This window comes from Candidatus Giovannonibacteria bacterium (assembly GCA_016432405.1).
In the GTDB taxonomy this organism is placed as follows: domain Bacteria; phylum Patescibacteriota; class Minisyncoccia; order UBA11713; family 2-01-FULL-45-33; genus MFHE01.
This window is the reverse complement of record CP066687.1, coordinates 440,910-463,515: the sequence shown is the minus strand read 5'-3', so window position 1 is coordinate 463,515 and position 22,606 is coordinate 440,910. Positions and strand designations below refer to the sequence as shown.

Sequence of the window (22,606 nt, the reverse complement as noted above, 5' to 3'; positions counted from 1 at the left end):
GAGTTATTTTTTAGATTTTTTAGCGGCTCTCGCCCTGAATTTTTCCACTCTGCCGGCTGCGTCAACCAATTTTTCCTTCCCGGTGTAGAAGGGATGGCAATTTGAACAGATTTCAACGGACATTTTTTCTTTCGCGGAGCCGACTGAAAAAACCGCGCCGCAGGCGCACTCTATTTTTGCTTTGTGGTATTTCGGATGTATATCGGTTTTCATAAATGTCATTTTAACACGCCGCGCTTGCTTTTGCAACGTTTTTCGCGTATACTTAACCGTATTATGGAAATTACGGAAAATGCCGGAATTGAGCAGCTTTTTGTCGCCGGTGCGCACATCGGATATACGAAATCGCGCCGCCATCCCAAAATGTCCGAATTTGTTTTCGGGACCAGAAACAATGTGGAGGTTTTTGATTTGGTTAAAACCGAAGCCAAGCTCAAGGAGGCGGAAGAATTTTTAAGGGCGCTGGGCAAAGCCGGTGGGACGGTTTTGTGGGTTGGCACAAAGGCCCCGGCCAGGGCGCATGTTGAGGCCGCCGGCAAAAAAACAAAATCGCCTTACGTTTTTGAGAGATGGCTTGGCGGGACATTGACTAATTTCAAAATCTTTGAGGGCCGGCTGGGGCATCTGGTGAAGCTTGAAGCGGAAGAGAAAGCCGGAGAATTTGAAAAATACTCCAAGAAAGAAAAAATGATGAAGACGATAGAAATCAAAAAACTTGCTAGAATGTTTGGAGGGTTAAGGCCCCTTAAATCCCTCCTTGGGGCGCTGGTGATTGTTGACCCGGGCGAGGAAAAAACTGCTCTGGCGGAAGCCGAAAGAAAAAATATTCCGGTTGTGGCCTTGCTCAACGTTGATTGCGACCCCCGGGACGTAAATTACCCCATACCATTAAACGACAACTCTTCGGCCGCAATCGCTTTGGTTTTGGACCGCCTTGCCTTGGCTTACGAGGCGGGCCTCAGGGAGAAAGAACAAACAGCACAAACAACACAATTATGACCGTATCCGCGGATTCAGTTAAACGTCTAAGGGAGCTCACTGGGGCGTCCGTGGCGCTTTGTAAAAAGGCGCTGGAAGAAGCGGAAGGAGACACGGACAAAGCAATAGCGCTGCTCCAAAAATCTTCCGAAGCGGTAGCCCTTAAAAAAGCGGAGCGCAAAACCGGCGCCGGCGTTATTGATTCTTATATCCACGTAAACAGGCGCGTGGGGGTTTTGCTTGAACTTCGGTGCGAAACAGATTTTGTGGCCAAAAACGCGGAGTTTCAGGCCCTGGCGCATGATTTGGCCCTGCACATCGCTGGAATGGCTCCGGAGGATGTTATTGCGCTTATGGCCCAGCCCTATGTCAAAGACCCGAGCACAAGCATTGAAGAATTAATCAAGCGCGCCATCGGGCGTTTCGGGGAAAAAATAGAAGTAGCGCGGTTTACAAGGTACGAGGTGTAAAATTGACATGATCTTTTACTCCATAATTTTTCTTTTGAGCGCCGGCGGGATAATCGCGATTATCCGCCGCAACCGCGAGGAATTCGCCGCGTTTAATTTCGCGGAGTTTATGGAGGGGCTTGTGGACGACGCCGCGGAGGCGTGGCATTTGCACTTGCGCGAAAGGTCATTCACGTTTTTGGAAAAGCGCCTTAGGGAAGCGAGAATTTGGGTTTTGAAGACCGAAAGCATGCTTTTCCGCACGGCCAGCAAAATACGCGGGATAAAAGAAAGGAATGGGAACGGAAACCCCGAAAACGGGAACGGCGCGAGCGGTGACGGCCACGGAGACAACGCCGATATAAATCGCTAAGCCGGAGAGAGGATTTGAACCTCCAACCTACGGTTTACAAAACCGTTGCTCTGCCATTGAGCTACTCCGGCAATTTTTTAATTTTACACCGCGTATTGCGAAAAAGCAATAAATCGCGTATAATTAAGCCAATGAAAAAGCTCTCTTTTGTTGTTTCCTTTTTGCTTCTAACGGCTGTTTTCGTAGCTCCTCTTTCTGTTTCGGCCGCCCAAAGCACCGGAATTAAGCCCGGCAGTTTTTTATACGGTTTTGTTACGACTTTTGAAAAGATAAATCTCTTTTTCACTTTCAATCCCGAGAAAAAAGCGGAGAAGGCGCTTAAATACGCCGAAAAGCGGCTCACCGAAGCCGAGGCGGTTGCCGGAGATAAAAATTCAGACGCGGTTAAAACGGCGATTTCGGGCTATGAAGCAAACATCGCTCTCGCGGCGGAGGCGTCAAAAAAAGTTAAAGACGAAACCAAAGCCGAAAGTTTGCTTAATTTAATCGCGAATAATACCTCAAAGCACCAAGAAATTTTGGCTGATGTTTTGTCTAAAGTCCCCGACGAAGCCAAAGAGGCGATAACGAAAGCTCTTGAAGCCAGCAAAAAAGGCCAAGAAGAAGCACTCAACAAAATCGCCGAGTTAAATAAATCTGAAGGCGGCGGGTCAGAAATGGGATCGAATGAAGTGAACTTAACAAAAAAAGAGTTAGATGAACTTCGTAATTTGTTGTTGCAAGAACGAAAAAAGCGGGAAGAGTTGGAGAATAAAATACAAAGCCAATCAACTGCGGGGGCAAAAACAACTCAGCAAAATTCACAGGAGTCAGGAAACTTCATTCTTTCTACTGGTGTGGTTGTTGATCGGTATGGAAATATTATTAGTATTCCAAAATCTGAAGATAAAATCAAAACAGAAAATGGTGTACTCACTGTTACAGAAATAGCTAATAGGATTATACCTGCAATAACACGGATTAAAACATTTACTACGGATTCAGAGAGCGTAGGAAGCGGAGTAACAATTGAATCTGATGGTTTGATATTAACAGCTGCGCATGTTGTGAAAGGTTTTGACAGTGTGCAAGTTTATTTAAGCAACGGCGAAACACACATAGGAAAAATTATAGGAAGAGATGAGTTTAATGATATGGCGCTGGTTCGAATAAGTAAAAATAATTTGCCCATTGTGGTGTTTGGTGATTCAGACCACATAATGATTGGTGATAAAGTTTTAGTATTTGGACACCCCCTAGACCTTCCAAGCGCAGTGCTTTCGACTGGGATAATTGGTGGCAAGCAGCCCGGCAATAATTTTACCTTCTTACAAACAGACGCAAAAACACAACCAGGCAGTAGTGGAGGTGGGTGGGTTAGTGAACACGGAAAACTTATTGGATTACACGTAGCAGGTATAGGGCCCAAAATTCAGGGCATTAAAATAGATGTAGGGCTTAACTTCGCTGTACCAATAAACTTTATCAAAAGTATAATCCCAAAGCTCAAACAAGGAGAAAATAAAATTGATTATCAAGGTCAGCCTGCCCCGCCGGTAGGAAGTGAAGTGCAGATTCGTACAGATGTTAAGGTTAGAGTGGACCTCAATCCATCATTAAGCTGTTCTATGTTGGGTTTTACTGACAAAGATTTATTTGCCTGTAATTTATACCGTTCCTTTCCAAAAAATTATGTATGGGTAGAGGTAAATGAATACACAGATAACATAAACCAAGCAATAAGCGATAAAGTATTATCTAACTTTCTGCCAACTTTTGGTAGCACAATTACAATTAAACGAAGCACTATTTTTTCATCTGATTTCAATCCAGAACTCCAATGCGCTCAATTAGGTCTCGATGCTTTAGAGTTGGATAAATGCAAATTATACCGAACTAAAAAGGATAGTTATAATTGGCAGGTTATTGATTGAGAAAATCTGCAGATTTCCGGCGGGCCGCGTTAGAAATAAGACGCCAGTCACTTAGCAATCCGATTGCTAAGTGCGAATTATTAACAAACAACATTCCAACATTCTGCAGAATGTTGGAATGTTGTTGAGAGCAAAACAGCAGATTTTCGGCGGGCGGGAAAAATGAAGGGTGTGGATAATGCCCTATTGACTTTTTTGGAGGGCTTGTTACTCTAGAACTATTAACCACCCCCGCGCTTACTTGTAGGTGCGGGGTTTTGTTTATGTTAAAATGATTTTGTGGATGAAAAAGAGAGAATTTTTATAATTATTGACGGCAATAATTTTTATCACCGACTGAAAGAGTTAAAGTTGACTAATCTATTATCTTTTGATTATGAAAAAATTACTCGGTTTCTTGTCGGTCGCAGGTTTTTGATGTCAAAAAATTATTACATCGGCGCTATCCGCGAAGAACACAATAATCCAAAAAGCAAGGAGTTAATGACTGGGCAGCAAAAATTGACAGGCATACTTCAAAGAGACGGCTGGATAGTTAAATTCGGTCATATGCTTAAAACCGACGGTTATCACGAAAAAGGAGTTGATGTTCAAATCGCTGTTGATTTGTTGATTGGAGCTTACGAAAATCTTTATGATACCGCAATTTTGGTTAGCTCCGATACCGATTTGATTCCGGCATTAGCTAAAGTACGCTCAATGAAAAAGAAAGTTGAATATATCGGGTTTAGCCATAAACCATCTTATGGCTTGATTACACATTCGGATATAAGAAGACTTTTGACAAAAGAAGATATTAATCAATTTCTATGATCCACGATGTCGTGATAATCGGCGGGGGGTTTGGGGGGGTCAAAATCGCGAAAATTTTGGCAGATGAGAAAAACCTGCGCGTTACTTTGGTGGACAAAAGCCGCTACCATACTTTTTATCCCAATCTTTACGAGGTGGCTACTGCGCATCTGCCGGAGGTTTTCGGCCATCTGCCGATTGATTTTGTTGACCTGAAATCTTCCGTCATTTATCCTCTGGAGGATATTTTTTTGGATGACCTGAACGTTTCCGTGCTGGAAGACGAGTTTTTGGGCGCGGATTTTAAAAAACATTTTGTAAATTTAAAAAGAACCGGAAAATTGCGGTATGATTTTTTAGTGCTCGCGATGGGCAGCGAGACGAATTATTTCGGCATCCCCGGAATGACGGAAAAAGCCCTGCCGCTTAAAAATTTTTTTGACGCGCTCGCGCTCCGAAACGCAATTGACGAGCTTTTTTTCAGGGCGCCGAAGAACCATCTCATAAAAATCGTGATAGGCGGAGGGGGGTTCACCGGTTGCGAGCTGGCCGGCGAGCTCATGGGATACATGGATAAGCTCTCCCAAATCCACGGCAGGCCGCGCTACTACGCGGAATGTTTGATTGTTGAGGCGGCGGAGGCGCTCTTGGGCAGCGCGAGCCCGTGGGTTCAAAAAAAAGCCAAAGCGCGGCTCCAAAAACTCGGCGTGAAATTTATGTTCAAAAGCGCCATAAAAGAAATCGGGCAAAAAGAAATTATTTTGGGTGGCGGCCCGCCTGCCGGCGAGGCATGCCCTAAAGTCCCATACGATTTGCTCGTTTGGACGGCCGGAGTCAAAGCCAGCGAATCCGTCAAGGCGCTGGAGGGCGTGAAATTTGAAAAGGCCTCTTGCGTCGCGGTTGATAAAAATTTAAGAATCGCGCCTTACGAAAACGTTTTCGGAGTGGGGGATATTACTTACTGCGTTGACGAGGCAACCGGCAAATCGCTGCCTATGACGGCTTCGGTCGCTTTAAGGGAAGCGAAATGCGTTGCGGAAAATATAAAAAGGACGGCTGCCAGGAAAACGCTTCTTCACTATCGCGTAAATCATCCCGGCTTTATAATCCCACTGGGGGGCAAATACGCCCTTTTAGAGCTTTACGGCGTCCGTTTTTCCGGCTTTTTGCCATGGTTTTTAAAAGAATTTATCGCGCTCCGCTATTGGGCCGGGCTTCTGGGCTGGCAGAGGGCATATGGCTTGTGGAGAAAAGGGCTTGAAATCCACTCGCGGAACGATTAAGATCGGATATATATTGAGCCGCCGATTCGCGCGAATTGTAGACAGATAATAAAGTGCTATGTTTCATATAAAAATATGAATATAAAAACTTGGGTTAAGATTTTCAAGGCGTTGGGGAATGAAGGCCGGATTAAGATTTTAAAGTTTCTTTTTGACGGCAAGGAACGGACGGTTTCAGAGATTAAAGACGAGATTGGGATATCATTGAAAGCGACTTCAAAGCACCTAATTTCGCTGGACAACCTCGGATTTCTTGAAAGCTCCGGCAAGAATGGGAGAGTGTGGTACAAAATTGATTTGAGTTCCCACCCGAAAGTAAAAGAAATTTTGCGAAGAATATTTTAATCTATTACTCTACGATTCGCGCGAATTGTAGAATCACAAGTAAAAAAATAGGCGGTGCTCCGTCTAGGGTCCGCCGCCGAAATATCGGCTTTAAAAAAAATAAGTGAATGAGTGATACACCCATATCCCGCCTACTATTAGCAGTATCCATGCTATAAGCCCCAGGAAGGATATCAATAAGATATGATCGGTCATCCAATCTCCAAATTCTTCAATAGCCATTGATTGAGCCCTCCTTCACAAATCTTATTCTAATATTTAGAATATAGTTTTAATTAGCGTTTGTCAATATTGCATGGCTTTTAGTGTGGATTATAATCGGACTATAAGTGTCCGATTTATGAAAAAGTTTGATTACGGGGTTATTTTGATTGAGCGCCTGAAAGTTGCGGATGGGGCTTATTTGGACGCGAAAAGCGTAGCAAAAGAACACGGCTTACCTACCGCTTATATGGAAAAGGTGGCGCAGGAACTTCGGCGTGCGGGGTGGCTTGAGGCGCGCCGGGGCATCGGCGGCGGATATAGATTGATTAAAAAAGATTTGCAGGTTTCGGAGCTGATTAATTTTTTTGAAAGGCCTTACAATATTTGCCCGATTACTAGATTAAAAATTAGAAATTGAAAATTAAAAATTATGCGTAGAGTGTATTTAGACCATGCTGCGACGACTCCAACGGACCAGCGCGTTAAGGAAGCGATGAATTCTTTTTGGACGGAAGAGTTCGGCAACGCCGGGGGGCTTTATGAAGAGGGCCGCCTTGCGAAAAATGCTTTAGTAAAATCTCGCGAAACAATTGCGAGAATAATCGGCGCGCGGCCGGAGGAGATTATTTTTACCTCCGGCGGGACCGAGTCGGATAATCTCGCGATTTTCGGGGTTGCTTTTGGGGCCGCGCCGCTCTCCTCAAAACCAGGTTTTGAATCTGCAAAAAAACCTGGTTTTTTCCCGAGCGGCGCGATAAAACCACACATCATAACCACAAAATTTGAGCATCACGCGGTTTTGGAGCCATGCCAGCAATTAGCGAAAGAAAATTTTGACGTAACCTTTTTGGATGTCGGTGAAGACGGGATTGTAAAACCGGAGAACGTCAAACGTTCTTTGCGGCCAGAAACGATTTTGGTTTCCATAATGTACGCCAATAACGAAATCGGCACAGTCCAGCCGATCGCGGAGATCGGGAATATTATTAGAGAATTTAGGGCACAAAATAAATCAGCTTATCCCTATTTCCATACCGACGCCTGCCAGGCGGCGGGGTATTTGGATTTGAACGTGAATCCGCCAGCTGGCGGATTGGGTGTTGATTTGATGACGGTGAACGGCTCAAAGATTTACGGGCCGAAAGGAATTGGATTTTTATACCGCAAAATGGGAGTAAAAATAAAACCGCAGATTATCGGCGGTGGGCAGGAGATGCGGATGCGCTCCGGCACGGAACCGGTGGCTTTGATTGTCGGTTTGGCCAAGGCGCTGGAGATTGCTCAAGCCGAGCGGTTTGCCGAGTCGGCGCGCCTGACGCCGCTTCGCGACTATTTTATTGCAGAACTTCAAAAGCGCGTTCCAAAAGTTATCTTAAACGGACATCCGACGAAGCGGCTCCCAAACAATATAAATGTTTCCATTTTGGATATTGAAGGCGAGGCGCTGGTGCTTTATCTGGACGCGAAGGGAATTTCTTTTTCAACCGGCTCGGCTTGCACTTCGGAGTCGCTGGAGCCGTCGCACGTTATTTTGGCTTTGGGCAAGCCCTACGAATTCGCGCACGCGTCTATGCGTTTTACAATGGGCCGCGGGACAACAAAAGAGGAGGTGGATTATGTTTTAAGCGAGCTTCCGAGCGCGGTGGAATGGCTCCGCAAGGTTTCTCCGTTAAATCTTAAACTCGGCGCCAAATCAATGAGCCACCCCGAGGCATTCGCGGGAGAAAATTTAAAAGTTAAAGCGAAATCGCAAAGTTACAAATGAAAGACATAGACGTTATCAATCAATACACCGGGGAGAAGTGGTATTACACGGATATCGTAAAAGAGCATTTTTTTCATCCAAGGAATTTGCTTTGGGAACGGCCGAAAGATGAAAATGAATACGACGCGCATGGGATGGTGGGAAGCCCGGCTTGCGGGGATATGATGGAGATGTGGATGAAGATTGATCCGGCGACGGCGCGCGTTCAAGATTTAAAATGGAAAACATTCGGGTGTGCCTCGGCGATCGCCGCGACCTCAATGTTTTCGGTGATGGTTACTGAAAACGGCGGCTTGCCGATTGACGAGGCGCTCAAAGTCCGCCCGCAGGATGTGATGAAAAGATTGGGAGGGCTTCCAAACCGCAAAATCCACTGCTCGGTTTTGGCGGACAAGGCGTTCCAAAAAACCGCCAACGATTATTTCAGAAAAATCGGCCAATATGATAAAATTATCGTGGAAGGCGCGCGGGTGATTGACGCGCGGTTAAATATCACGGACAAAGATATAGAGGAAGCGGTTCTGGAGGGCGCGCAAAATCTTGAAGACGTCCAGAAAAAGTTGAAAGTCGGCATCGGCTCTCCGGAAATCATCACCGAAGTTGAGCAGTTGGTTAGATTTTACAAGGATAAATATTATGGATAAAAAAATCGCGAAAATTTATGTTGACCGGGAGCTTTGCATTGGTGCGGCAAGCTGCGTGGCCATTGCCCCCGGGGTCTTCGCGCTGGATAATGAAAACAAGGCCTATGTGGTTAATTCAGAAGGCGCGGACGATGAGACCATTCTTTTGGCGGCGCAGTCCTGCCCCACGCGCGCGATTTCGCTTTATGACAAGGATGGAAACAAAATTTATCCGGAATAATTATAAATTTATGGCACGAGAAATAAAAAAATTAAAATACACCGAGTTAGACGGGCTTTCGGAGAAGCAGTTGCGTGAGCACCACGACGTGCTCTACGCCGGATACGTCAAAAAAATAGGGGAGATTGAAGAAAAATTAAAAAGCGTCGATATCTCGTCGGCAAATGCGACCTACTCCGAACTTAGGGAACTAAAAATGGAGGAAACTTTCGCGCTAAACGGCGTAAAATTGCACGAGGGATATTTTGATAACATGGTGAGTGCGGGCAATCTTCCCTCCGGTAAAATTAGGGAAATGTTAGAGCGTGATTTCGGCTCTTATGAAAATTGGGAGAAAGAATTTAAGGCGATGGGGCTATGCGCGCGCGGCTGGGTTGTTTTGGGGTATGATTTGGACGAGAAAAAATTAAAAAACATCCTTTGCGATTCGCACAATCAAGGCGCTCCGTGGAACATGCTCGCGCTGCTTATCATGGACGTCTACGAGCATGCGTATTTTATTGACTACGCCACGGGCCGCAAGGCATACATTGAGGCGTTTTTCAAAAACATTGACTGGAAATACGTAGACATGCGAATTTCGGAATACAGCCTGTTTTTTTTGAAAAAATAATGGAGGCGGAAATCAAGGAAATTTTGGAAAAAGAGATAAAGCCGATGCTGAAATTGCATTTGGGGTCTTTGGATTTTGTCGGTTTTGAAAATGGTGTGGTTTCGGTGCGATTTCAGGGCACATGCAAGGGATGCCCGCTTTCAAATCTTACGCTCAAAACCGGCATTGAAGCGTTGCTTAAAGAAAAGGTGAGAGGAGTTGAAAAAGTGGAGGCAGTTGACTAAAATAAATCTATGAACGACATGTCTAAACAGCAGCTTGTCCTTTTGGTGCTTTTGGTAAGCTTCGTGACCGCTTTGGTTACAGGCATTGTTGCCGTGACCTTGCTTAACCAGGCGCCGCAGCCCATCACCCAGACCGTCCAGCGCGTCATTGAAAAAACCATCGGCTCTTTGCCGGAGCCCTTAAAGAAAGACGAGAAAAAAGAACTGGAGGCGAACGCCATGGCCAGAGATGTTTTAATTGAAGACATCGTGCAAAGGGTCTCTCCGTCGGTGGTGAGCATTGTTGCCGCAAAGGATATACCGGTAATTGAGCAGTATTTTATAAATCCGTTTCCGAACGACGATTTTTTCGGCGACATCAGGATACCGCAGTACCGCCAGCGCGGCACGGAGAGGCGACAGGTTTCCTCCGGCAGCGGATTTTTTGTTTCTTCTGACGGATATATCCTGACCAACAGGCATGTTGTTGAAGACGCCGAAGCGGAATATTCGGTTATCATGAACGACGGGAGAAAGTTAAAAGCGAAAGTTTTGGCGCGCGACGTTTTGAACGACGCAGCCGTACTTAAGGTGGACGGAACGTATGTCCCCATTGATTTGGGCGATTCCGAATCTTTGCGGATAGGCCAGACGGCGATAGCCATCGGGAACGCTCTGGGGGAATTTCAAAACACGGTTTCCATAGGCGTAATCTCCGGGCTCCGCCGGACAATTATCGCTTCCGGCGCGCTTTCCGGGCCGGAGGAACTTTCGCAGTTGATTCAAACGGATGCCGCAATCAATCTGGGCAATTCCGGCGGGCCGCTTTTGAATTTAAGAGGCGGGGCGATCGGTTTAAACACGGCCAAAGCCCAAAACGCGGAAAATGTGGGGTTTGCGATTCCCATAAACCAAATCAAGCGCGCGCTCCGCGACGTCCAGACAAAAGGCAGGATAGTAAATCCGTACGTCGGCGTGAGATACGTGCTTGTTACGCCCCAGCTTAAGGAGAAAAATAAATTGTCCGTTGATTATGGCGCGCTGATTACCCAAGGCGCGGGGGGCGAGGATGCAGTGCTTTTAAATTCGCCGGCGTCCAAGGCAGGGATAAAGGAGAGCGACATTATTCTGGAATTCGGCGGGATTAAAGTAAATATAGATAATCCTTTGAACAAGCTTATTCAGCTTCACAGCGTCGGCGATAAAGTCACAATCAAAATTTTGCGCGACGGACGCGAAATAAAACTGGAGCTGACTCTTGAAGAGCGCAAGAATTTTTGAGTTTATTGTTTACGGATTAAAATTATGGATGTAAAGATAATTAAAGAGCCAACAGGCAAAAATGAATTTCAAGCAGTCGCCAAAGCTGGGTTCGGGAATTTTGTAAAAGCGGTAGTGGACATTAAACAAGGAATAATGGCGGTTGGCGGCGAATTGCACGCGGACGAAGAGGCCTTGCTTGTTGAGCGCGAAGGTTCAAGCCGCGAAAATACGTGGGGGGTAAATTTATACACTGAAAAATCCGGCGATGAGTTTATTGAGTTTGATTCAATGGTTAACATAAAGCCGGCTTTTGGGAACCGTTCTCGCGGGATTGAAAGCCCGGCTATCAGAGAGCAAATTAAGGCGATTGTGCGCAGATTGGTAAAGCCGTGAGGAAATTTACGCACAAAGAACTCGCGAACGGAGGATGGTCGCGGCTCTCGCTTAAGGAGCAGATGGGAAATATCGGCAGCGAGGTGTCGCGTGCTGCAAGTTGGCGGGCAAAAGATAAAAAATTGTATGACGGCGCTGTGGAGCGGGCGCTTGAGCTTTTTGACCTGACGCTTGAAGACAAGCGCTGGCGCGGCCGACTTTTGGAAATCGCACGGGCCAGGGAAGTTTTTTGCGATGCAATTTCCGGCGGAGCGGAATACAAAAGTTCGCTTGAGGATTTGGAAAAATACTTCCTGCAATTCGCTTACGCCGTCCGGCTTGGGGCATAAAACTTGATTTTCTCATTCTTCCGTGCTAATTTTATAATATGAATGGAACGACTATAACATTGCCTAAAAAAGTTTTTGATGACTTAGTTAAAGCCACCGAGCATTTTGAGCGAGCCCAAGACGAACTCGAGAATTATATGTTGAGCCGAAATAAGAACTTTATCGCCCAAGCTCGCAAGGCGCGCCATGAACATAAAAAGGGCCAATTTCTTGATTGGGAGAAAGTCAGATCGAGATATGGCATATAACCTTAGGCCTCTTCCGACTTTTGATAAGAGCCTTGATAAACTTGATAACAATATCTCCAGGCGGGTTATAGAAAAACTCGATCGGCTGGCAGAAAATCCTGCTTTGATACCAAGGCCAATGGGCGGGCTGCCGAAAGATTTAATTGGCCTTCATAAAACACGCGTTGGCGACTGGCGTGTTTTCTTTTGGGTAAACCATGAGAAGAAAGAGATAGTTTTATATTTTGTTGAACATCGCGATGAGATTTACAAACGACTGTATAAGAAATAAATATAAAAAGTATCATGGCGTAGATAAAAATAAAAAAAGGGCTTATCAAACTTGGTAAGCCTGTGGTGAGAATAATTATGAGGCGCGCGGTGTTTTTATTGCTAGTGGATGAAGTTTTTTTAAAATATACGCCGCGAAAAAGAAACGTAGCGACTTGAAAGCTTTTGTGGGTACGTCGGTTCTCGGAATACCGATTTGTTTGCAGAGGGTCTCTGCTAAATCATATGCCGCATGCGAAAAGCAACGATGGTCCTCATAGTGCTCGTATGCCAGGATTACCAACGACTTAGAATGACACATAGGATCAACTGGCCCACATGCCTCTGCATTCAGCCATACAAAATCGCATTCTTCTTTCGCGACCTCACATTTCACTTCTGGTAGCATAGTACACCTCCTTAAGGTTTGATTTACTCTGATTTTTATGCTAGCATAGAGTTAATAAAAAAACAATGCCTCCATTAGGACAATTTACGATAAAGGCGCAGGAGGCCTTGAAAAAGGCGCATGAGCTGGCGATAGAGCGCGGGTCCAGCCAGATAGACGGCTCGCACCTTTTGGCCGCGCTGATTTTGCAGGAAGAAGGCGTCGTGCCGTCTTTGCTGGACAAATTGGAAATAGACCACGCCGGCCTTTTGGATTTGATGATGGGCGAGCTTGAGAGCCCCATCCGCTCCAGCGTGCTTTCCCCGGCGCACCAGATTTATTTGACGCCGGAGCTGGCCAGAATTTTGGAAGAAGCCCACAAGTCGGCTATCTTTTTAAAAGACGAATTCATTTCAACCGAGCACCTGTTTTTGGGTATTTTGGAAGCGCCGTCGCGCGCGAAAGATTTGCTTTCCAGATTTTCTTTAAACCGCGAAATGGTTTTGCGGGCGCTTGCCGACATACGCGGAACCCAGAGGGTTACGGACGCCGAGCCGGAACACAAATACCGCGCGCTTGAAAGATACGCCAGAAATCTGACCCGTCTCGCGCGCGAAGACAAGCTTGACCCGGTTATCGGCCGGGACGGCGAAATCAGGCGGGTGATGCAGGTGCTTTCCCGCCGGACGAAAAACAATCCGGTTTTGATAGGCGAGGCCGGCGTGGGAAAAACCGCTATCGTTGAGGGCTTGGCTCTGCGCATCGCCTCCGGAGACGTTCCGGAAGGCCTGAAAGACAGGGAATTGATTTCACTTGATTTGGGCGCTTTGGTGGCCGGGACGAAATACAGGGGAGAATTTGAGGAACGTTTAAAGGCGGTAATGAAAGAGTTGGAGCGCGCCTCCGGCAAATTCATATTATTCATAGACGAACTCCATACGCTTGTGGGCGCCGGAGCCGCCGAGGGGTCTATGGACGCGTCCAATATGTTAAAACCCGCTTTGGCGCGCGGAGAGCTGCACGCGATCGGCGCCACGACTTTAAAGGAATACCAGAAATATATAGAAAAGGACGCGGCGCTGGCCAGACGTTTCCAGCCGGTTTACGTGGAGGAGCCCTCAACCGAGGACACGATTTCAATTCTTCGCGGCATCAAAAGCAAGTACGAGCTGCACCACGGCATAAAAATTACCGATGCGGCGATAACCGCGGCAGTAAATCTTTCCGCGCGCTACATCACCGACCGCTTTCTGCCGGACAAAGCCATTGACCTTATAGACGAAGCCGCCTCTTCCTTGCGCCTTCAGATGGACAGCATGCCGAACGAACTGGAGGAAACCAGGAGGGAAACGATGCGGCTGGAGATTGAAAAGGAGGCGCTGAAAAAGGAAGAAAATGTCGCGGACAATAAGCAAAAAGTGAGAAAAATACACAAACAGCTCGGAGAGCTTAAGGAAAAAACCGGCGGGCTGGAGCTCCGCTGGAAGCATGAGAAGGAAACCATAGATTCCATCCGCCAGCTGAAAAAGGATTTGGACGTTTTGCGCCAGGAATCGGAGGCGGCGGAGCGGAAGGGAGATTTGGCGAAAGTCGCCGAAATCCGCTACGGACGCGTTCCGGAACTCCAAAAAAAGCTGTTTGCCGAAGAGGGCAAGCTCCGGAAACTGCAGGGGTCAAAACGCATTTTGCGCGAAGAAATCATTGAAGAGGACATTGCCGACATTGTTTCAAAATGGACGGGCGTACCCGTGCGCCGGATGCTTGAATCCGAAGCCAAAAAACTTTTGAGAATGGAGGGCGAGCTTAAAAAGCGCGTTGTGGGCCAGGAAGAGGTTATTGAAAAAGTGTCCCAGGCCATCCGCCGCTCGCGCGCCGGCATCGCGGACGAGAAGCGGCCCATAGGATCATTCATGTTTTTGGGGCCGACGGGGGTTGGAAAAACCGAGCTGGCTCTGGCCTTGGCTGAGTTTCTTTTCAACGATGAAAAAGCGCTGGTGCGGGTGGATATGTCGGAATACATGGAGCGGCACGCCGTCTCCAAATTCATCGGCTCGCCGCCGGGATACGTCGGCTATGAAGAAAGCGGACATCTTACTGAAGCCATCCGCCACAGGCCTTACGCCGTTTTGCTTTTTGACGAGATTGAAAAAGCGCATCCGGAGGTATTCAACATAATGCTCCAGATCTTGGACAACGGCACCCTCACCGACGCCAAAGGAAGGCACGTAAATTTTAAAAACACGGTTATAATCATGACCTCCAATATAGGCGGGGAATTTATCCGCGAGATGGGGAGTTTGGGGTTTGTTTCGGAGAGCGACAGGAAAGCCGCCAAGCGTGGAGACGAGCTTAAAACCAAAATCCAGCGCGCGCTGGAGAACCATTTCCGTCCGGAATTTTTAAACCGCTTGGACGAGATAATCATATTTAATTCCCTGACGCCGGAGATGCTGAAGCAAATCGCCAAAATACAGATTATGAAGCTCGCCCGGCGCGTAAGCGGCAGGGGCATTGAGATTTTGGTGCAGAAGTCCGCCGAGGACGCGCTGGCCAAAGAGGGTTACGACCCAAATTACGGCGCGCGGCCGCTGCGCCGCCTTATTCAAAACAGGATTTTAAATCCCTTGGCGGAGAAAATTATCTCCAAAGAAATCAAGGAAGGAGACGTAGCTTCGGTGGAGTTCAAAAACGGCGAGTTTATAATCTCCGCCCAAAAACTGTCTGCACCTTTGCCAGAAAAGCCGAAAAAGGTTAAAATAGTTGCGTAATAGGCGCAGGTGGCGGAGTGGTCAATCGCACGCGGCTGTAAACCGCGCGCCCGGAAGGGCTACGCAGGTTCGAATCCTGCCCTGCGCAAAAATTATTTTTTAGGCCAACGTAGCTCAGCGGTAGAGCAACTCCATGGTAAGGAGTAGGTCGCCGGTTCAATCCCGGCCGTTGGCTCCGGAATTAGACTTTCCGAGCTTTGCTCTGGTGCTGTGACCCCCATACCCTCCCTCTTTTCCGCCATGCACTCGCTTGGCTGACGATTTTTTGGCGGGCTTACAAAGTTTCAATCAATGCAAATGATCGTCTGCACCTCCACAGCCATCAGACAAATTCCATACTTCCGTAACTTGCTCGCCAGTAAAACCGTACTTTTGGATAAGAAGTTTTCCCAGTCCTCCATACACATACCATCGCCAGCACTTGCAACAGCACGGCCCTTTTTCATCGGAGTTTTGCATTGCATATTCATACACCTTTTGTTCTTCTGGCGTGAGTTTCATATCGTAGTAACCCATCAGCTTTTTTGCGAGGCCGACCTCAACATCATAAGGGTCAGGAGGAATTTCCGGTATGTTGCTATATTTTTTCAATCCTTCAATCTGTTCGTTGTAGCGGTGCATGCTCATAGGACTGCAACATGAACCTTGAAGACGAGCAGTATCCGGCATTGACGGAATTGATTCTCTGAATGTGGCCGAGCAAGACGAATTGCCGTTTTTGGAAAGGTAGTCAAATTTTGCAGCCAAGGTTTGAGGAACTAAAACATTAGAGGGGGTAGCCTTTTCTTTTGAAGAAAGGACAAAAACGCCCCCGATAAATAGCAGGAAAAGTCCAACGACTATAAATTGCACTTTTTTATTCATAGATTTTTTCTTGATTGCTTTTCCCGACCTCTGCAGATATTTTACAAGAAGCGCAGGTTTTTTCAAAGTAGAGATTCATCGCGGAAGAAAAAATTAGTAAAAGCGTAGGAAACCAAACCTGCCAGTAAAGAATGGTATAAAATTTGATGAATATAGCAACATAAAGCCAAAAGATGCTGACGATTCCAATTATAAGAGGAACGAAGTTTTTATGTCGCCGCCAAGAATAGATGAGGCCAAAAAGCCCGATAAGAAAGGCAATAATCGCCAATGGCTGCATATATTTCAGTTGAAAGAATGGCCAAATCCCCAATGAGGTAACGAGTGAAGCTAAAGCGGGTATGCAGGAAGGACACACTGCTACGGCAATAATACCAGATGCCCCGGTTCCAAAAAGATTTAAAAATTTTTTCATATACAACAGCTTAATTTGGAAATATCTTTGGTAAATGAGAGTGCGACAATCTTTATCGCCTCGGAAAGCGTCGGGAACATCGGGAGAGAATTCACCACATCGTCAATCGTATTTTTGTTTTTTACCAGCATCATCGCTTCGGCGATCAGCTCACCGGCGTTCGGCGCAAGAATATGCACGCCGAGAATTTGTTTTGTTTGCGGGTGAATTGCCATTTTTATCATTCCCTCGGTGCGGTGCATTAGAATCGCTTTCGGCACATTTTCAAACGAAACCGTGCGGCAGGCACAAACGCCCATTTGCTTCATCTGCTCGTCTTCGGTAAAGCCGACACCCGCAAGTTGGGGGTCGGTAAAAATGGTGTAGGGTACGGCGTTGTAATCAATCGAAAGTGCCGCACCTTTGAGTGCGTTTTCTGCCGCAAGCGTGCCCTCGCGTCCGGCGGTCGGCTCAAGCCGCAAGGGGCCGTTTGTAACATCGCCGACTGCAAAAATGTTTTTATCGGTTGTTTGGAAATTTTGATTGACAACGATTGCTTGCCGTTTATCAATTTCAACGCCAACAACATCGAGACCGAGTCCTTGCGTGTTGGGCGTTTTGCCTGCCGCTAAAAGTATTTCATCCGCCTCCACTGAAGTTTCGGCGGACAGGTCGGTTTGTGTGCATGTCAATACTTTGCGCGCTTGCCCGCCGGAGCCTTGGCGCAGGCGGGCGCTTTTTACCTCAACATTTGTTTTGATAGTAATTCCTTCTTTTGAGAGGATTTCGGTGAGACGATCGGTGAGAGTTTTTTCAGAGTGCGGTAAAATTGAATCGCCGCGCTGTAAAACAGTTACTTTCGTGCCAAAGCGAGCGAACATCTGGGCAAACTCTAAGCCAAGCGGTCCCGCGCCGATGATAACTAGCTCTTTCGGCTGGCGCGGAAGTCGCAACGCTTCAATATGCGTAACGAATCCGACTTCGCGGATATTTTCTATGGGCGGCACTGTTGCTGTTGATCCGGCAGCGATAATAAATTTTTCCGCACTCAACTTTTCTCCATTCACCTCTACCTCGTTTTGAGAAACAAATTTTGCTTTGCCCTCGATGGCGGTTACATGCTCTAAATTTTTTAATACTTTTTCGTATTTCTCTTGACGCAATTTTTCCACAAGCGAGAGCTCGTCTTGCACGACTTTTTGAAAATCAAAATTTTTCACTTCAAGCTCAACGCCGGGAACGCCGTGATGTTTGGCGTGATGTAACACTTCACCAGCGTAAAGAAGCGTCTTTGACGGTACGCACCCAACATTGACGCAGGTGCCGCCGAGCGGCAGTCCGGCATTCACAATCGCCGTTTTCGCTTTTAGCTCATTGGCGCGGATAGCGGCGGCAAACGCGCCCGCTCCGCCGCCGATGATGATTAAGTCAAAATTTTTCATAGTGTTTAGGTTACAAGTCGCTCCTTAAGCATTGGTGCATCGGAGAATTGCCTTTCGGTCTTTCAGTTTTTTTTAATTTTCTGAATATCTTTCGTTTGCATATACATTCAAATGATAGCAAACCAAAATAAAAAACACAACAATTTTAGCAATTGACTTTCTCGGCGCTGCGCGTTAAACTTGTTTTAGTATTTGTTCGTTGGAAGGAGCGCAATTATGAGACATAGAGCGAGATCAAACCGCTTATTTTTAATCAGCCCCGGTTTGTAAAAAGAATCTGAAGCGGGCGGCTATGTGCCGCCACCTTTTATTTTATCTCGCAGAGCGCCTTCAGCGCCGCAAGGTCGTCGGGGGTTGCGGTTTCGTTTGCCCCGCTGTTTAGGCGGTACATTATCGCTTTGGAGTTTTCCAGATGCTCCAGCCCCAACGCGTGCCCAAGCTCGTGCGCCAGCACCCTTACCAATTTTTGCCGGCTGTCAAACTGGTAAATGTCTATTTGCTCGCCCCCGGAGCCGCTCCGGTAGGTTCCTTCTTCAAACTCTCGCCCGGCGCTGCCGCCGATTTCGTTGTATTTTGCGACGTTGAGGTTGAGCGTCTGCGCCAATCTATTCAGCACGACGACAAAGGCGTTTATGTCGTCTACTTTTGCGTTGAGCTCTGCTTCCAGCGCTTTTATTTTTGAAAATTCCTGGTCAAGCGCGTTTTTTTCCGCCGTCAGGCGGTCGTAGACATCTTTAGGCGCGCCTCCGCGCCGGTTCCATGATGCCACTTCGGCGTTGTAATCCTCTTGGCGCGCTTCAAACTCGGCAAAGCGCTTTTCGTACGCCGTTTTAAGGGTTCCGTAAGAAACTTTCATTGCTTCGTACTGCGCTTTAACCGTTTCGTAGGAGGACTTCGTGTCTTTAACCGCGATTCCCAGTTTTTGGAGTTTCAAAGTCGCGTCCTGGCGGTAGTCATAGATGAGATTTATTTTAAGCGCTCCGCCCGGCTTGTAAGAAAAAAGCTCCAGCGCCATCGGGCGCTCCCAGACGTCTTCGGATTTGGATACGGCGTCCAAAAAATCTTTTTGGGTAAGGCCGAATTTTTCGTCAAATGCTCCCAAGCCGTAAGCAATCGGTTTTTGGCAAGGGGAGAGGGGGGCGGAGAACGGCAGCTCAAAATTCGCCAGCGGAAGCTCAATTTTTCCGCTGATTTTTTCTTGAATCTGCCCACGGAAGGCGTAAACAAGAGCCGCGATCGCGGCAATCAAAAGCGTAATTTTGACCGCCTTATTCATAAATACTAATTTTAACCGATATTCAATCAAATAAAAATCCCCGGCCTCTAGCCGGGTTTCTTATTTTTTGTTATAATCTTTTTGATGGGAGATTAGTTAAGTGGCATAACTGCGGTCTCCAAAACCGCTATCGGGGGTTCGATTCCCTCATCTCCCGCCATGAGAGTTTTTAATTTAATAGTTAAAATACTTGAAAGTAAAAACTTGGTACTTTATTTCTCTATCATATCGATAACACTTTTAGTATTTGGTTTCGTGATTTGGAATGTTTACCTTTATACTCTGGGTTTTATTGAAGACGAAATTATTAAAGCAAGATTTATTATAACTGGATTTTTTTTCTTTTTCCTAACTATAATTCTTTTCTCTATTTTAAAAGTATTAGGAAAGCTTCTGAGTTATTTTTTTATCAATATTTATTGTCATGCCAATGATTTTGGTTTGTTTTTTAAAAAAATAGGAGAACGAATGTTTAAATCGTTGTGGTTGGAATTTGTATTTTTGTTTTTAATAATTTGGATTATTATCTACTCTGTATATATTTTCCCTTCAATCCCCTTAGTTATCGGAGGGGGGCAACCTAGATCGTTGTCTTTTTTGGTTTCTGATAAGGGTCTAGGTTTATTAAAGTCTCTTGAAATTAAAATGGGTGCTAATGCCCCAAATCAAACGGAAAATATTTGTATTGCTTACGAAGGGAGTAATAAGGTGATTATTCTTCGTGAGGGACGTGTGTTGGCTATTAATAGAGATTTGATTGAGGGATTTGGAAGCTTGCCTGGTTTTAAAGATGTTGTTTTGGAGCCAAATTGTGTAGCTTATGCCCGTGCTTGGTCTAGGCAAGGTTTGAGTTCTCAACTAAAAGTTTTTGTGACGGCAATATTTAATAAAACTACCAATACACTCGGCATACCTATTCGTGTACTACTAATCGAACAGAACTAGATGTAAGTAGACAATTTATTTTTTCCCTTCTTTGTGCTCCGTATGCTTTCTGCACCATCTCCGACGCTTCGGTCGGAGCCCCGACCCTTCTAGGCGTCGGGGTTGCTTACTTTTTACCTTCTTTGTGTGTGGTATGTTTCCGACACCATTTGCAGAACTTACTTAGCTCAATTTTGCGTTCCACTGTTTTCTTATTTTTGCTTGACCAATAGCCGATTCTTTTGCAGCTTTGGCACTGCAATTTTATCAGATTGTCTTGAGACATAGAAGCATTTTAACAGATTACCTGACCAGCCGCAACAGAGCGTCCAGCGCCGAGCCGGGCGAGAGTTCCGCTGGCGGTTGCTGGAAATTTGTGGGGGCTTTGCATTGAGCGCCGTCCCAAACTCCGCCCTGGGATTCGCATTGCTTCCGAACCTCTTCCTGATACTGCTGTTGGTATTGCTGTTGATATTGTTGCTGGTATTGCTCTTGTGATGGCGGCTGTTGCGGGGGTCGCTGTGAGTTAGAAAAATCGCAGTTCGCCCCGTCCCAACTGCCCCCTTGTTTTACACATTCCTCGCCGCCGCGTTCAATGTGGGGGTAATTACAATTTGTTCCGTCCCAGGTTCCTCCCTGCTTGGCGCATTCTTCTGTGCCGCGATCACTGCCGGGGAAATTACAAGTTTCGCCGTTCCAACTGCCCCCTTGTTTTACACATTCCTCGCCGCCGCGGTCACCGCTCTCGCCGCATGCTTCCGGATTTGATGTGCAATATGTCTCGCACTCCTCGCGCGACTTGCAATCGCCCGGGCCTTTAAATTCTCCGTTTGCGCCAAACTCAAATTTCCCTTCCATGCCTTCTGGAATCATTTTTTCGAAACACTCTTTCATCTTTTCGCCCAATTCCGGCCCGCCCGCGAAACCCTCTGATTCTAAAACGGTCACGTCCACCACCGACTTAAGGCATTCCTGAACTTCCGGAGGCCCGCTTTCAAGCTGTTCGCGGATGAGCCGCTTACCTTCTTCCATTCTGCTTAAGTCCTCTTCCGAGATAAGGCCGTACTGTTTGCCGAATTCAAAACAGGCCTGCTGGTTTGCCGGATTTTCGCAAAACGTCTGGCATGCCCTTCCGCGGCAGCCGCCCGGGCCCTTGCCGCCGGTTTTTCGCATTATCTCAAGCTCTTTTTCTGACACCAATCCCGCCTTTTGGGCGAAAGCGACGCATTCGTCAAAATGCCCCTCGTCTTCGCAGTACGCCTCGCATAATTCTTTTGATGTGCATCCGCCGGGCATCTGGCCGCTTCTCATTAAGGGAAGAATTTTCTCCATTTCTCTGGATTCCTCTTCGCTCATGAATCCGGCTTCTTTGGCGAAAGCAACGCATTCGTCCGCGTGCTCCGGTGTCTTGCAGTAAAGCTCGCAGGCGGCGCGGTTGGTGCAGTTGCCGGGGAATTTAGTCCCGCGCTTAACGACGTTTTGAATTTTTTTCATCTCTTCCAGCTCCGCGCCGGAAACCAGGCCGCTATTTTCCGCGAAAGCGACGCACTCGTCAAGCCGCCCCACGTCGTTGCAGTAATCCTTGCAGGATGCCTCGGTTTTGCATCCTCCTGGCCCGCCGCCGGATTTGACTATCGCGGCGAATTTTTTGCCGCGTTCAATTTCACTTTTCGTTAAAAGCCCGTTTGTTTCGGCGAAGGCGATGCAGCGCTCAAGGTTCGCCGGGGCGTCGCAATAAGTTTTGCAGGCCTCCTGACTCTCGCACCCGCCAAGTTCTTTAATCGGGTATTCTAAAGTTGCCGGCGTGGCTGCTCCAACGTTTGTTTTAGAAACTTCTGTAGTCGGAGTCCCGACCCCGCCTTCGGCGGGCGTCGGGAGGGGAGAAGGCGGCGGAGGCGGTGGCGGAGGCGGCGGGGGTGGAGGCGGCTCAACTTTTTTAACCTGGGCCACTCCGCCTACCGGCGCGGTTATTTCAAATTCCGTTTCCTCTCCGCGGCAGTCAACGATTACCGCTTTCATCATCGGCTTAAAATCGGAGATTTCGTTTATCAAAACATTGTCTATTTTGCGGCTTTGGGGGCACCCGTTCAGATCGCCGCTGTAGGGGAGCTTGTCTGTCGGGAAAACAAGGGCGAAACTGCGGATGCCTTGGGAGTCGCGCATATTCAATATAAAAAGGTCGGTGCTCTTGTCTTTTTGGAGCGAAAAGGAAGCATTGCCGCCGCCGGCGCTTACCTGCATCGCGGCGATTAATAATCCTGCCAAAATTATCGCTTTTTTCATATT

The 22,606-nt window shown here is 47.0% G+C and carries 27 protein-coding genes and 4 tRNA genes; 22 read left to right on the top strand and 9 right to left on the bottom strand.

Translation table 11 applies throughout. From position 1 onward, the window contains the following. Nucleotides 1–3: 3 nt before the first annotated feature. Nucleotides 4–213 (bottom strand): 50S ribosomal protein L31, encoded by a 210-nt coding sequence (gene rpmE, locus HYW15_02820; GenBank protein QQG42416.1) that lies wholly within the window; start codon nt 211–213, stop codon nt 4–6. Nucleotides 214–276: 63 nt separating this feature from the next. On the opposite strand from rpmE, the gene rpsB reads away from it, so the two are divergent. The 3 genes from rpsB to HYW15_02805 are packed head-to-tail and all read left to right on the top strand — an operon-like array spanning nt 277 to nt 1,800. Next, a complete protein-coding gene (rpsB, locus tag HYW15_02815; protein QQG42415.1) occupies nt 277–999 on the top strand; it encodes a 30S ribosomal protein S2 in 723 nt (240 codons plus the stop codon). Then, on the top strand, nt 996–1,448 hold the full coding sequence (tsf, locus tag HYW15_02810) for a translation elongation factor Ts (protein QQG42414.1): 453 nt from the start codon (nt 996–998) through the stop codon (nt 1,446–1,448). Before rpsB ends, tsf begins: the two co-directional genes overlap by 4 nt. Before the next feature lie 7 nt (nt 1,449–1,455). Further along, nucleotides 1,456–1,800 (top strand): hypothetical protein, encoded by a 345-nt coding sequence (locus HYW15_02805; protein QQG42413.1) that lies wholly within the window; start codon nt 1,456–1,458, stop codon nt 1,798–1,800. Here the strand turns inward: HYW15_02805 and HYW15_02800 are convergent. Next, nucleotides 1,800–1,871: transfer RNA gene (locus HYW15_02800), tRNA-Thr, on the bottom strand. The two genes, HYW15_02805 and HYW15_02800, sit on opposite strands and share 1 nt — an antisense overlap. Nucleotides 1,872–1,931: 60 nt before the next feature. Here HYW15_02800 and HYW15_02795 point away from each other — a divergent pair. The 14 genes from HYW15_02795 to HYW15_02730 all read left to right on the top strand — a co-directional run bounded on the left by HYW15_02795 (nt 1,932) and on the right by HYW15_02730 (nt 12,286). After that, nucleotides 1,932–3,713, top strand: a complete 1,782-nt coding sequence (locus HYW15_02795) for a trypsin-like peptidase domain-containing protein (GenBank protein QQG42412.1) — start codon at nt 1,932–1,934, stop codon at nt 3,711–3,713. A 279-nt stretch (nt 3,714–3,992) separates the two neighbouring features. Beyond that, complete coding sequence (locus HYW15_02790; GenBank protein ID QQG42411.1) at nt 3,993–4,526, top strand: NYN domain-containing protein; 534 nt, start codon at nt 3,993–3,995, stop codon at nt 4,524–4,526. Continuing rightward, nucleotides 4,523–5,788 carry an FAD-dependent oxidoreductase gene (locus tag HYW15_02785; GenBank protein QQG42410.1) on the top strand — a complete coding sequence of 422 codons (1,266 nt, stop codon included), beginning with the start codon at nt 4,523–4,525 and terminating at the stop codon, nt 5,786–5,788. Before HYW15_02790 ends, HYW15_02785 begins: the two co-directional genes overlap by 4 nt. A 75-nt stretch (nt 5,789–5,863) precedes the next feature. Then, the gene (locus HYW15_02780) at nt 5,864–6,133 is read left to right on the top strand and encodes a winged helix-turn-helix transcriptional regulator (GenBank protein ID QQG42409.1); all 270 of its coding nucleotides are present in this window, start codon (nt 5,864–5,866) and stop codon (nt 6,131–6,133) included. Between the two features lie 340 nt (nt 6,134–6,473). Further along, entirely contained in the window at nt 6,474–6,755 is a 282-nt protein-coding gene (locus HYW15_02775) for an Rrf2 family transcriptional regulator (protein QQG42408.1), read from the top strand. A 12-nt stretch (nt 6,756–6,767) separates the two neighbouring features. Beyond that, nucleotides 6,768–8,102, top strand: coding sequence for a cysteine desulfurase (locus HYW15_02770; GenBank protein ID QQG42407.1), 1,335 nt, complete (start codon nt 6,768–6,770; stop codon nt 8,100–8,102). Next, nucleotides 8,099–8,746 carry an iron-sulfur cluster assembly scaffold protein gene (locus HYW15_02765; GenBank protein QQG42406.1) on the top strand — a complete coding sequence of 216 codons (648 nt, stop codon included), beginning with the start codon at nt 8,099–8,101 and terminating at the stop codon, nt 8,744–8,746. Before HYW15_02770 ends, HYW15_02765 begins: the two co-directional genes overlap by 4 nt. Then, nucleotides 8,739–8,966, top strand: coding sequence for a ferredoxin (locus tag HYW15_02760; GenBank protein QQG42405.1), 228 nt, complete (start codon nt 8,739–8,741; stop codon nt 8,964–8,966). The genes HYW15_02765 and HYW15_02760 overlap by 8 nt, the downstream gene beginning before the upstream one ends. 10 nt (nt 8,967–8,976) lie before the next feature. After that, nucleotides 8,977–9,579 carry a superoxide dismutase gene (locus HYW15_02755; protein QQG42404.1) on the top strand — a complete coding sequence of 201 codons (603 nt, stop codon included), beginning with the start codon at nt 8,977–8,979 and terminating at the stop codon, nt 9,577–9,579. A gap of 11 nt (nt 9,580–9,590) precedes the next feature. Beyond that, nucleotides 9,591–9,803, top strand: a complete 213-nt coding sequence (locus tag HYW15_02750; GenBank protein QQG42978.1) for a NifU family protein — start codon at nt 9,591–9,593, stop codon at nt 9,801–9,803. 9 nt (nt 9,804–9,812) lie between these two features. After that, nucleotides 9,813–11,063 carry a trypsin-like peptidase domain-containing protein gene (locus HYW15_02745; GenBank protein QQG42403.1) on the top strand — a complete coding sequence of 417 codons (1,251 nt, stop codon included), beginning with the start codon at nt 9,813–9,815 and terminating at the stop codon, nt 11,061–11,063. Nucleotides 11,064–11,102: 39 nt separating this feature from the next. After that, nucleotides 11,103–11,438, top strand: a complete 336-nt coding sequence (locus HYW15_02740; protein ID QQG42977.1) for a hypothetical protein — start codon at nt 11,103–11,105, stop codon at nt 11,436–11,438. Next, a complete protein-coding gene (locus HYW15_02735; protein ID QQG42402.1) occupies nt 11,435–11,767 on the top strand; it encodes a hypothetical protein in 333 nt (110 codons plus the stop codon). Before HYW15_02740 ends, HYW15_02735 begins: the two co-directional genes overlap by 4 nt. A gap of 237 nt (nt 11,768–12,004) precedes the next feature. Then, a complete protein-coding gene (locus HYW15_02730) occupies nt 12,005–12,286 on the top strand; it encodes a type II toxin-antitoxin system RelE/ParE family toxin (protein QQG42401.1) in 282 nt (93 codons plus the stop codon). 75 nt (nt 12,287–12,361) lie between these two features. On the opposite strand, the gene HYW15_02725 is transcribed toward HYW15_02730, so the two are convergent. Beyond that, nucleotides 12,362–12,661 (bottom strand): hypothetical protein, encoded by a 300-nt coding sequence (locus tag HYW15_02725; protein QQG42400.1) that lies wholly within the window; start codon nt 12,659–12,661, stop codon nt 12,362–12,364. 77 nt (nt 12,662–12,738) lie between these two features. On the opposite strand from HYW15_02725, the gene HYW15_02720 reads away from it, so the two are divergent. From HYW15_02720 to HYW15_02710, 3 genes are all read left to right on the top strand, one after another. Next, on the top strand, nt 12,739–15,420 hold the full coding sequence (locus HYW15_02720; GenBank protein QQG42399.1) for an AAA family ATPase: 2,682 nt from the start codon (nt 12,739–12,741) through the stop codon (nt 15,418–15,420). A gap of 3 nt (nt 15,421–15,423) precedes the next feature. After that, nucleotides 15,424–15,508 (top strand) — tRNA-Tyr (locus HYW15_02715). 15 nt (nt 15,509–15,523) lie between these two features. Continuing rightward, nucleotides 15,524–15,595, top strand: a tRNA-Thr gene (locus tag HYW15_02710). A 113-nt stretch (nt 15,596–15,708) separates the two neighbouring features. On the opposite strand, the gene HYW15_02705 is transcribed toward HYW15_02710, so the two are convergent. The 4 genes from HYW15_02705 to HYW15_02690 form a co-directional block, all read right to left on the bottom strand. Continuing rightward, nucleotides 15,709–16,284, bottom strand: coding sequence for a hypothetical protein (locus HYW15_02705; protein ID QQG42398.1), 576 nt, complete (start codon nt 16,282–16,284; stop codon nt 15,709–15,711). Then, on the bottom strand, nt 16,277–16,699 hold the full coding sequence (locus HYW15_02700) for a MerC domain-containing protein (GenBank protein ID QQG42397.1): 423 nt from the start codon (nt 16,697–16,699) through the stop codon (nt 16,277–16,279). Before HYW15_02700 ends, HYW15_02705 begins: the two co-directional genes overlap by 8 nt. Beyond that, the gene (merA, locus tag HYW15_02695) at nt 16,696–18,120 is read right to left on the bottom strand and encodes a mercury(II) reductase (GenBank protein QQG42396.1); all 1,425 of its coding nucleotides are present in this window, start codon (nt 18,118–18,120) and stop codon (nt 16,696–16,698) included. Before merA ends, HYW15_02700 begins: the two co-directional genes overlap by 4 nt. Before the next feature lie 307 nt (nt 18,121–18,427). Next, complete coding sequence (locus HYW15_02690; protein ID QQG42395.1) at nt 18,428–19,396, bottom strand: matrixin family metalloprotease; 969 nt, start codon at nt 19,394–19,396, stop codon at nt 18,428–18,430. An 86-nt stretch (nt 19,397–19,482) separates the two neighbouring features. On the opposite strand from HYW15_02690, the gene HYW15_02685 reads away from it, so the two are divergent. Both HYW15_02685 and HYW15_02680 read left to right on the top strand, forming a co-directional pair. Next, nucleotides 19,483–19,556 (top strand) — tRNA-Trp (locus tag HYW15_02685). Continuing rightward, complete coding sequence (locus HYW15_02680; protein ID QQG42394.1) at nt 19,556–20,341, top strand: hypothetical protein; 786 nt, start codon at nt 19,556–19,558, stop codon at nt 20,339–20,341. Before HYW15_02685 ends, HYW15_02680 begins: the two co-directional genes overlap by 1 nt. Before the next feature lie 106 nt (nt 20,342–20,447). Here the strand turns inward: HYW15_02680 and rpmG are convergent, their stop codons facing one another. Beyond that, the gene (rpmG, locus tag HYW15_02675; GenBank protein ID QQG42393.1) at nt 20,448–20,606 is read right to left on the bottom strand and encodes a 50S ribosomal protein L33; all 159 of its coding nucleotides are present in this window, start codon (nt 20,604–20,606) and stop codon (nt 20,448–20,450) included. Between the two features lie 17 nt (nt 20,607–20,623). Next, nucleotides 20,624–22,603: a hypothetical protein gene (locus HYW15_02670; GenBank protein ID QQG42392.1), complete on the bottom strand. Its 1,980-nt coding sequence runs from the start codon at nt 22,601–22,603 to the stop codon at nt 20,624–20,626. Between the last annotated feature and the right edge of the window lie 3 nt (nt 22,604–22,606).

Bases quoted from the DNA above. Each gene is read 5' to 3' on its own strand.
- rpmE (QQG42416.1), bottom strand. From the start codon at position 213: ATGAAAACCGATATACATCCGAAATACCACAAAGCAAAAATAGAGTGC.
- rpsB (QQG42415.1), top strand. From the start codon at position 277: ATGGAAATTACGGAAAATGCCGGAATTGAGCAGCTTTTTGTCGCCGGT.
- tsf (QQG42414.1), top strand. From the start codon at position 996: ATGACCGTATCCGCGGATTCAGTTAAACGTCTAAGGGAGCTCACTGGG.
- HYW15_02805 (QQG42413.1), top strand. From the start codon at position 1,456: ATGATCTTTTACTCCATAATTTTTCTTTTGAGCGCCGGCGGGATAATC.
- HYW15_02795 (QQG42412.1), top strand. From the start codon at position 1,932: ATGAAAAAGCTCTCTTTTGTTGTTTCCTTTTTGCTTCTAACGGCTGTT.
- HYW15_02785 (QQG42410.1), top strand. From the start codon at position 4,523: ATGATCCACGATGTCGTGATAATCGGCGGGGGGTTTGGGGGGGTCAAA.
- HYW15_02780 (QQG42409.1), top strand. From the start codon at position 5,864: ATGAATATAAAAACTTGGGTTAAGATTTTCAAGGCGTTGGGGAATGAA.
- HYW15_02775 (QQG42408.1), top strand. From the start codon at position 6,474: ATGAAAAAGTTTGATTACGGGGTTATTTTGATTGAGCGCCTGAAAGTT.
- HYW15_02770 (QQG42407.1), top strand. From the start codon at position 6,768: ATGCGTAGAGTGTATTTAGACCATGCTGCGACGACTCCAACGGACCAG.
- HYW15_02765 (QQG42406.1), top strand. From the start codon at position 8,099: ATGAAAGACATAGACGTTATCAATCAATACACCGGGGAGAAGTGGTAT.
- HYW15_02760 (QQG42405.1), top strand. From the start codon at position 8,739: ATGGATAAAAAAATCGCGAAAATTTATGTTGACCGGGAGCTTTGCATT.
- HYW15_02755 (QQG42404.1), top strand. From the start codon at position 8,977: ATGGCACGAGAAATAAAAAAATTAAAATACACCGAGTTAGACGGGCTT.
- HYW15_02745 (QQG42403.1), top strand. From the start codon at position 9,813: ATGAACGACATGTCTAAACAGCAGCTTGTCCTTTTGGTGCTTTTGGTA.
- HYW15_02730 (QQG42401.1), top strand. From the start codon at position 12,005: ATGGCATATAACCTTAGGCCTCTTCCGACTTTTGATAAGAGCCTTGAT.
- HYW15_02720 (QQG42399.1), top strand. From the start codon at position 12,739: ATGCCTCCATTAGGACAATTTACGATAAAGGCGCAGGAGGCCTTGAAA.
- HYW15_02705 (QQG42398.1), bottom strand. From the start codon at position 16,284: ATGAATAAAAAAGTGCAATTTATAGTCGTTGGACTTTTCCTGCTATTT.
- HYW15_02700 (QQG42397.1), bottom strand. From the start codon at position 16,699: ATGAAAAAATTTTTAAATCTTTTTGGAACCGGGGCATCTGGTATTATT.
- merA (QQG42396.1), bottom strand. From the start codon at position 18,120: ATGAAAAATTTTGACTTAATCATCATCGGCGGCGGAGCGGGCGCGTTT.
- HYW15_02690 (QQG42395.1), bottom strand. From the start codon at position 19,396: ATGAATAAGGCGGTCAAAATTACGCTTTTGATTGCCGCGATCGCGGCT.
- HYW15_02680 (QQG42394.1), top strand. From the start codon at position 19,556: ATGAGAGTTTTTAATTTAATAGTTAAAATACTTGAAAGTAAAAACTTG.
- rpmG (QQG42393.1), bottom strand. From the start codon at position 20,606: ATGTCTCAAGACAATCTGATAAAATTGCAGTGCCAAAGCTGCAAAAGA.
- HYW15_02670 (QQG42392.1), bottom strand. From the start codon at position 22,603: ATGAAAAAAGCGATAATTTTGGCAGGATTATTAATCGCCGCGATGCAG.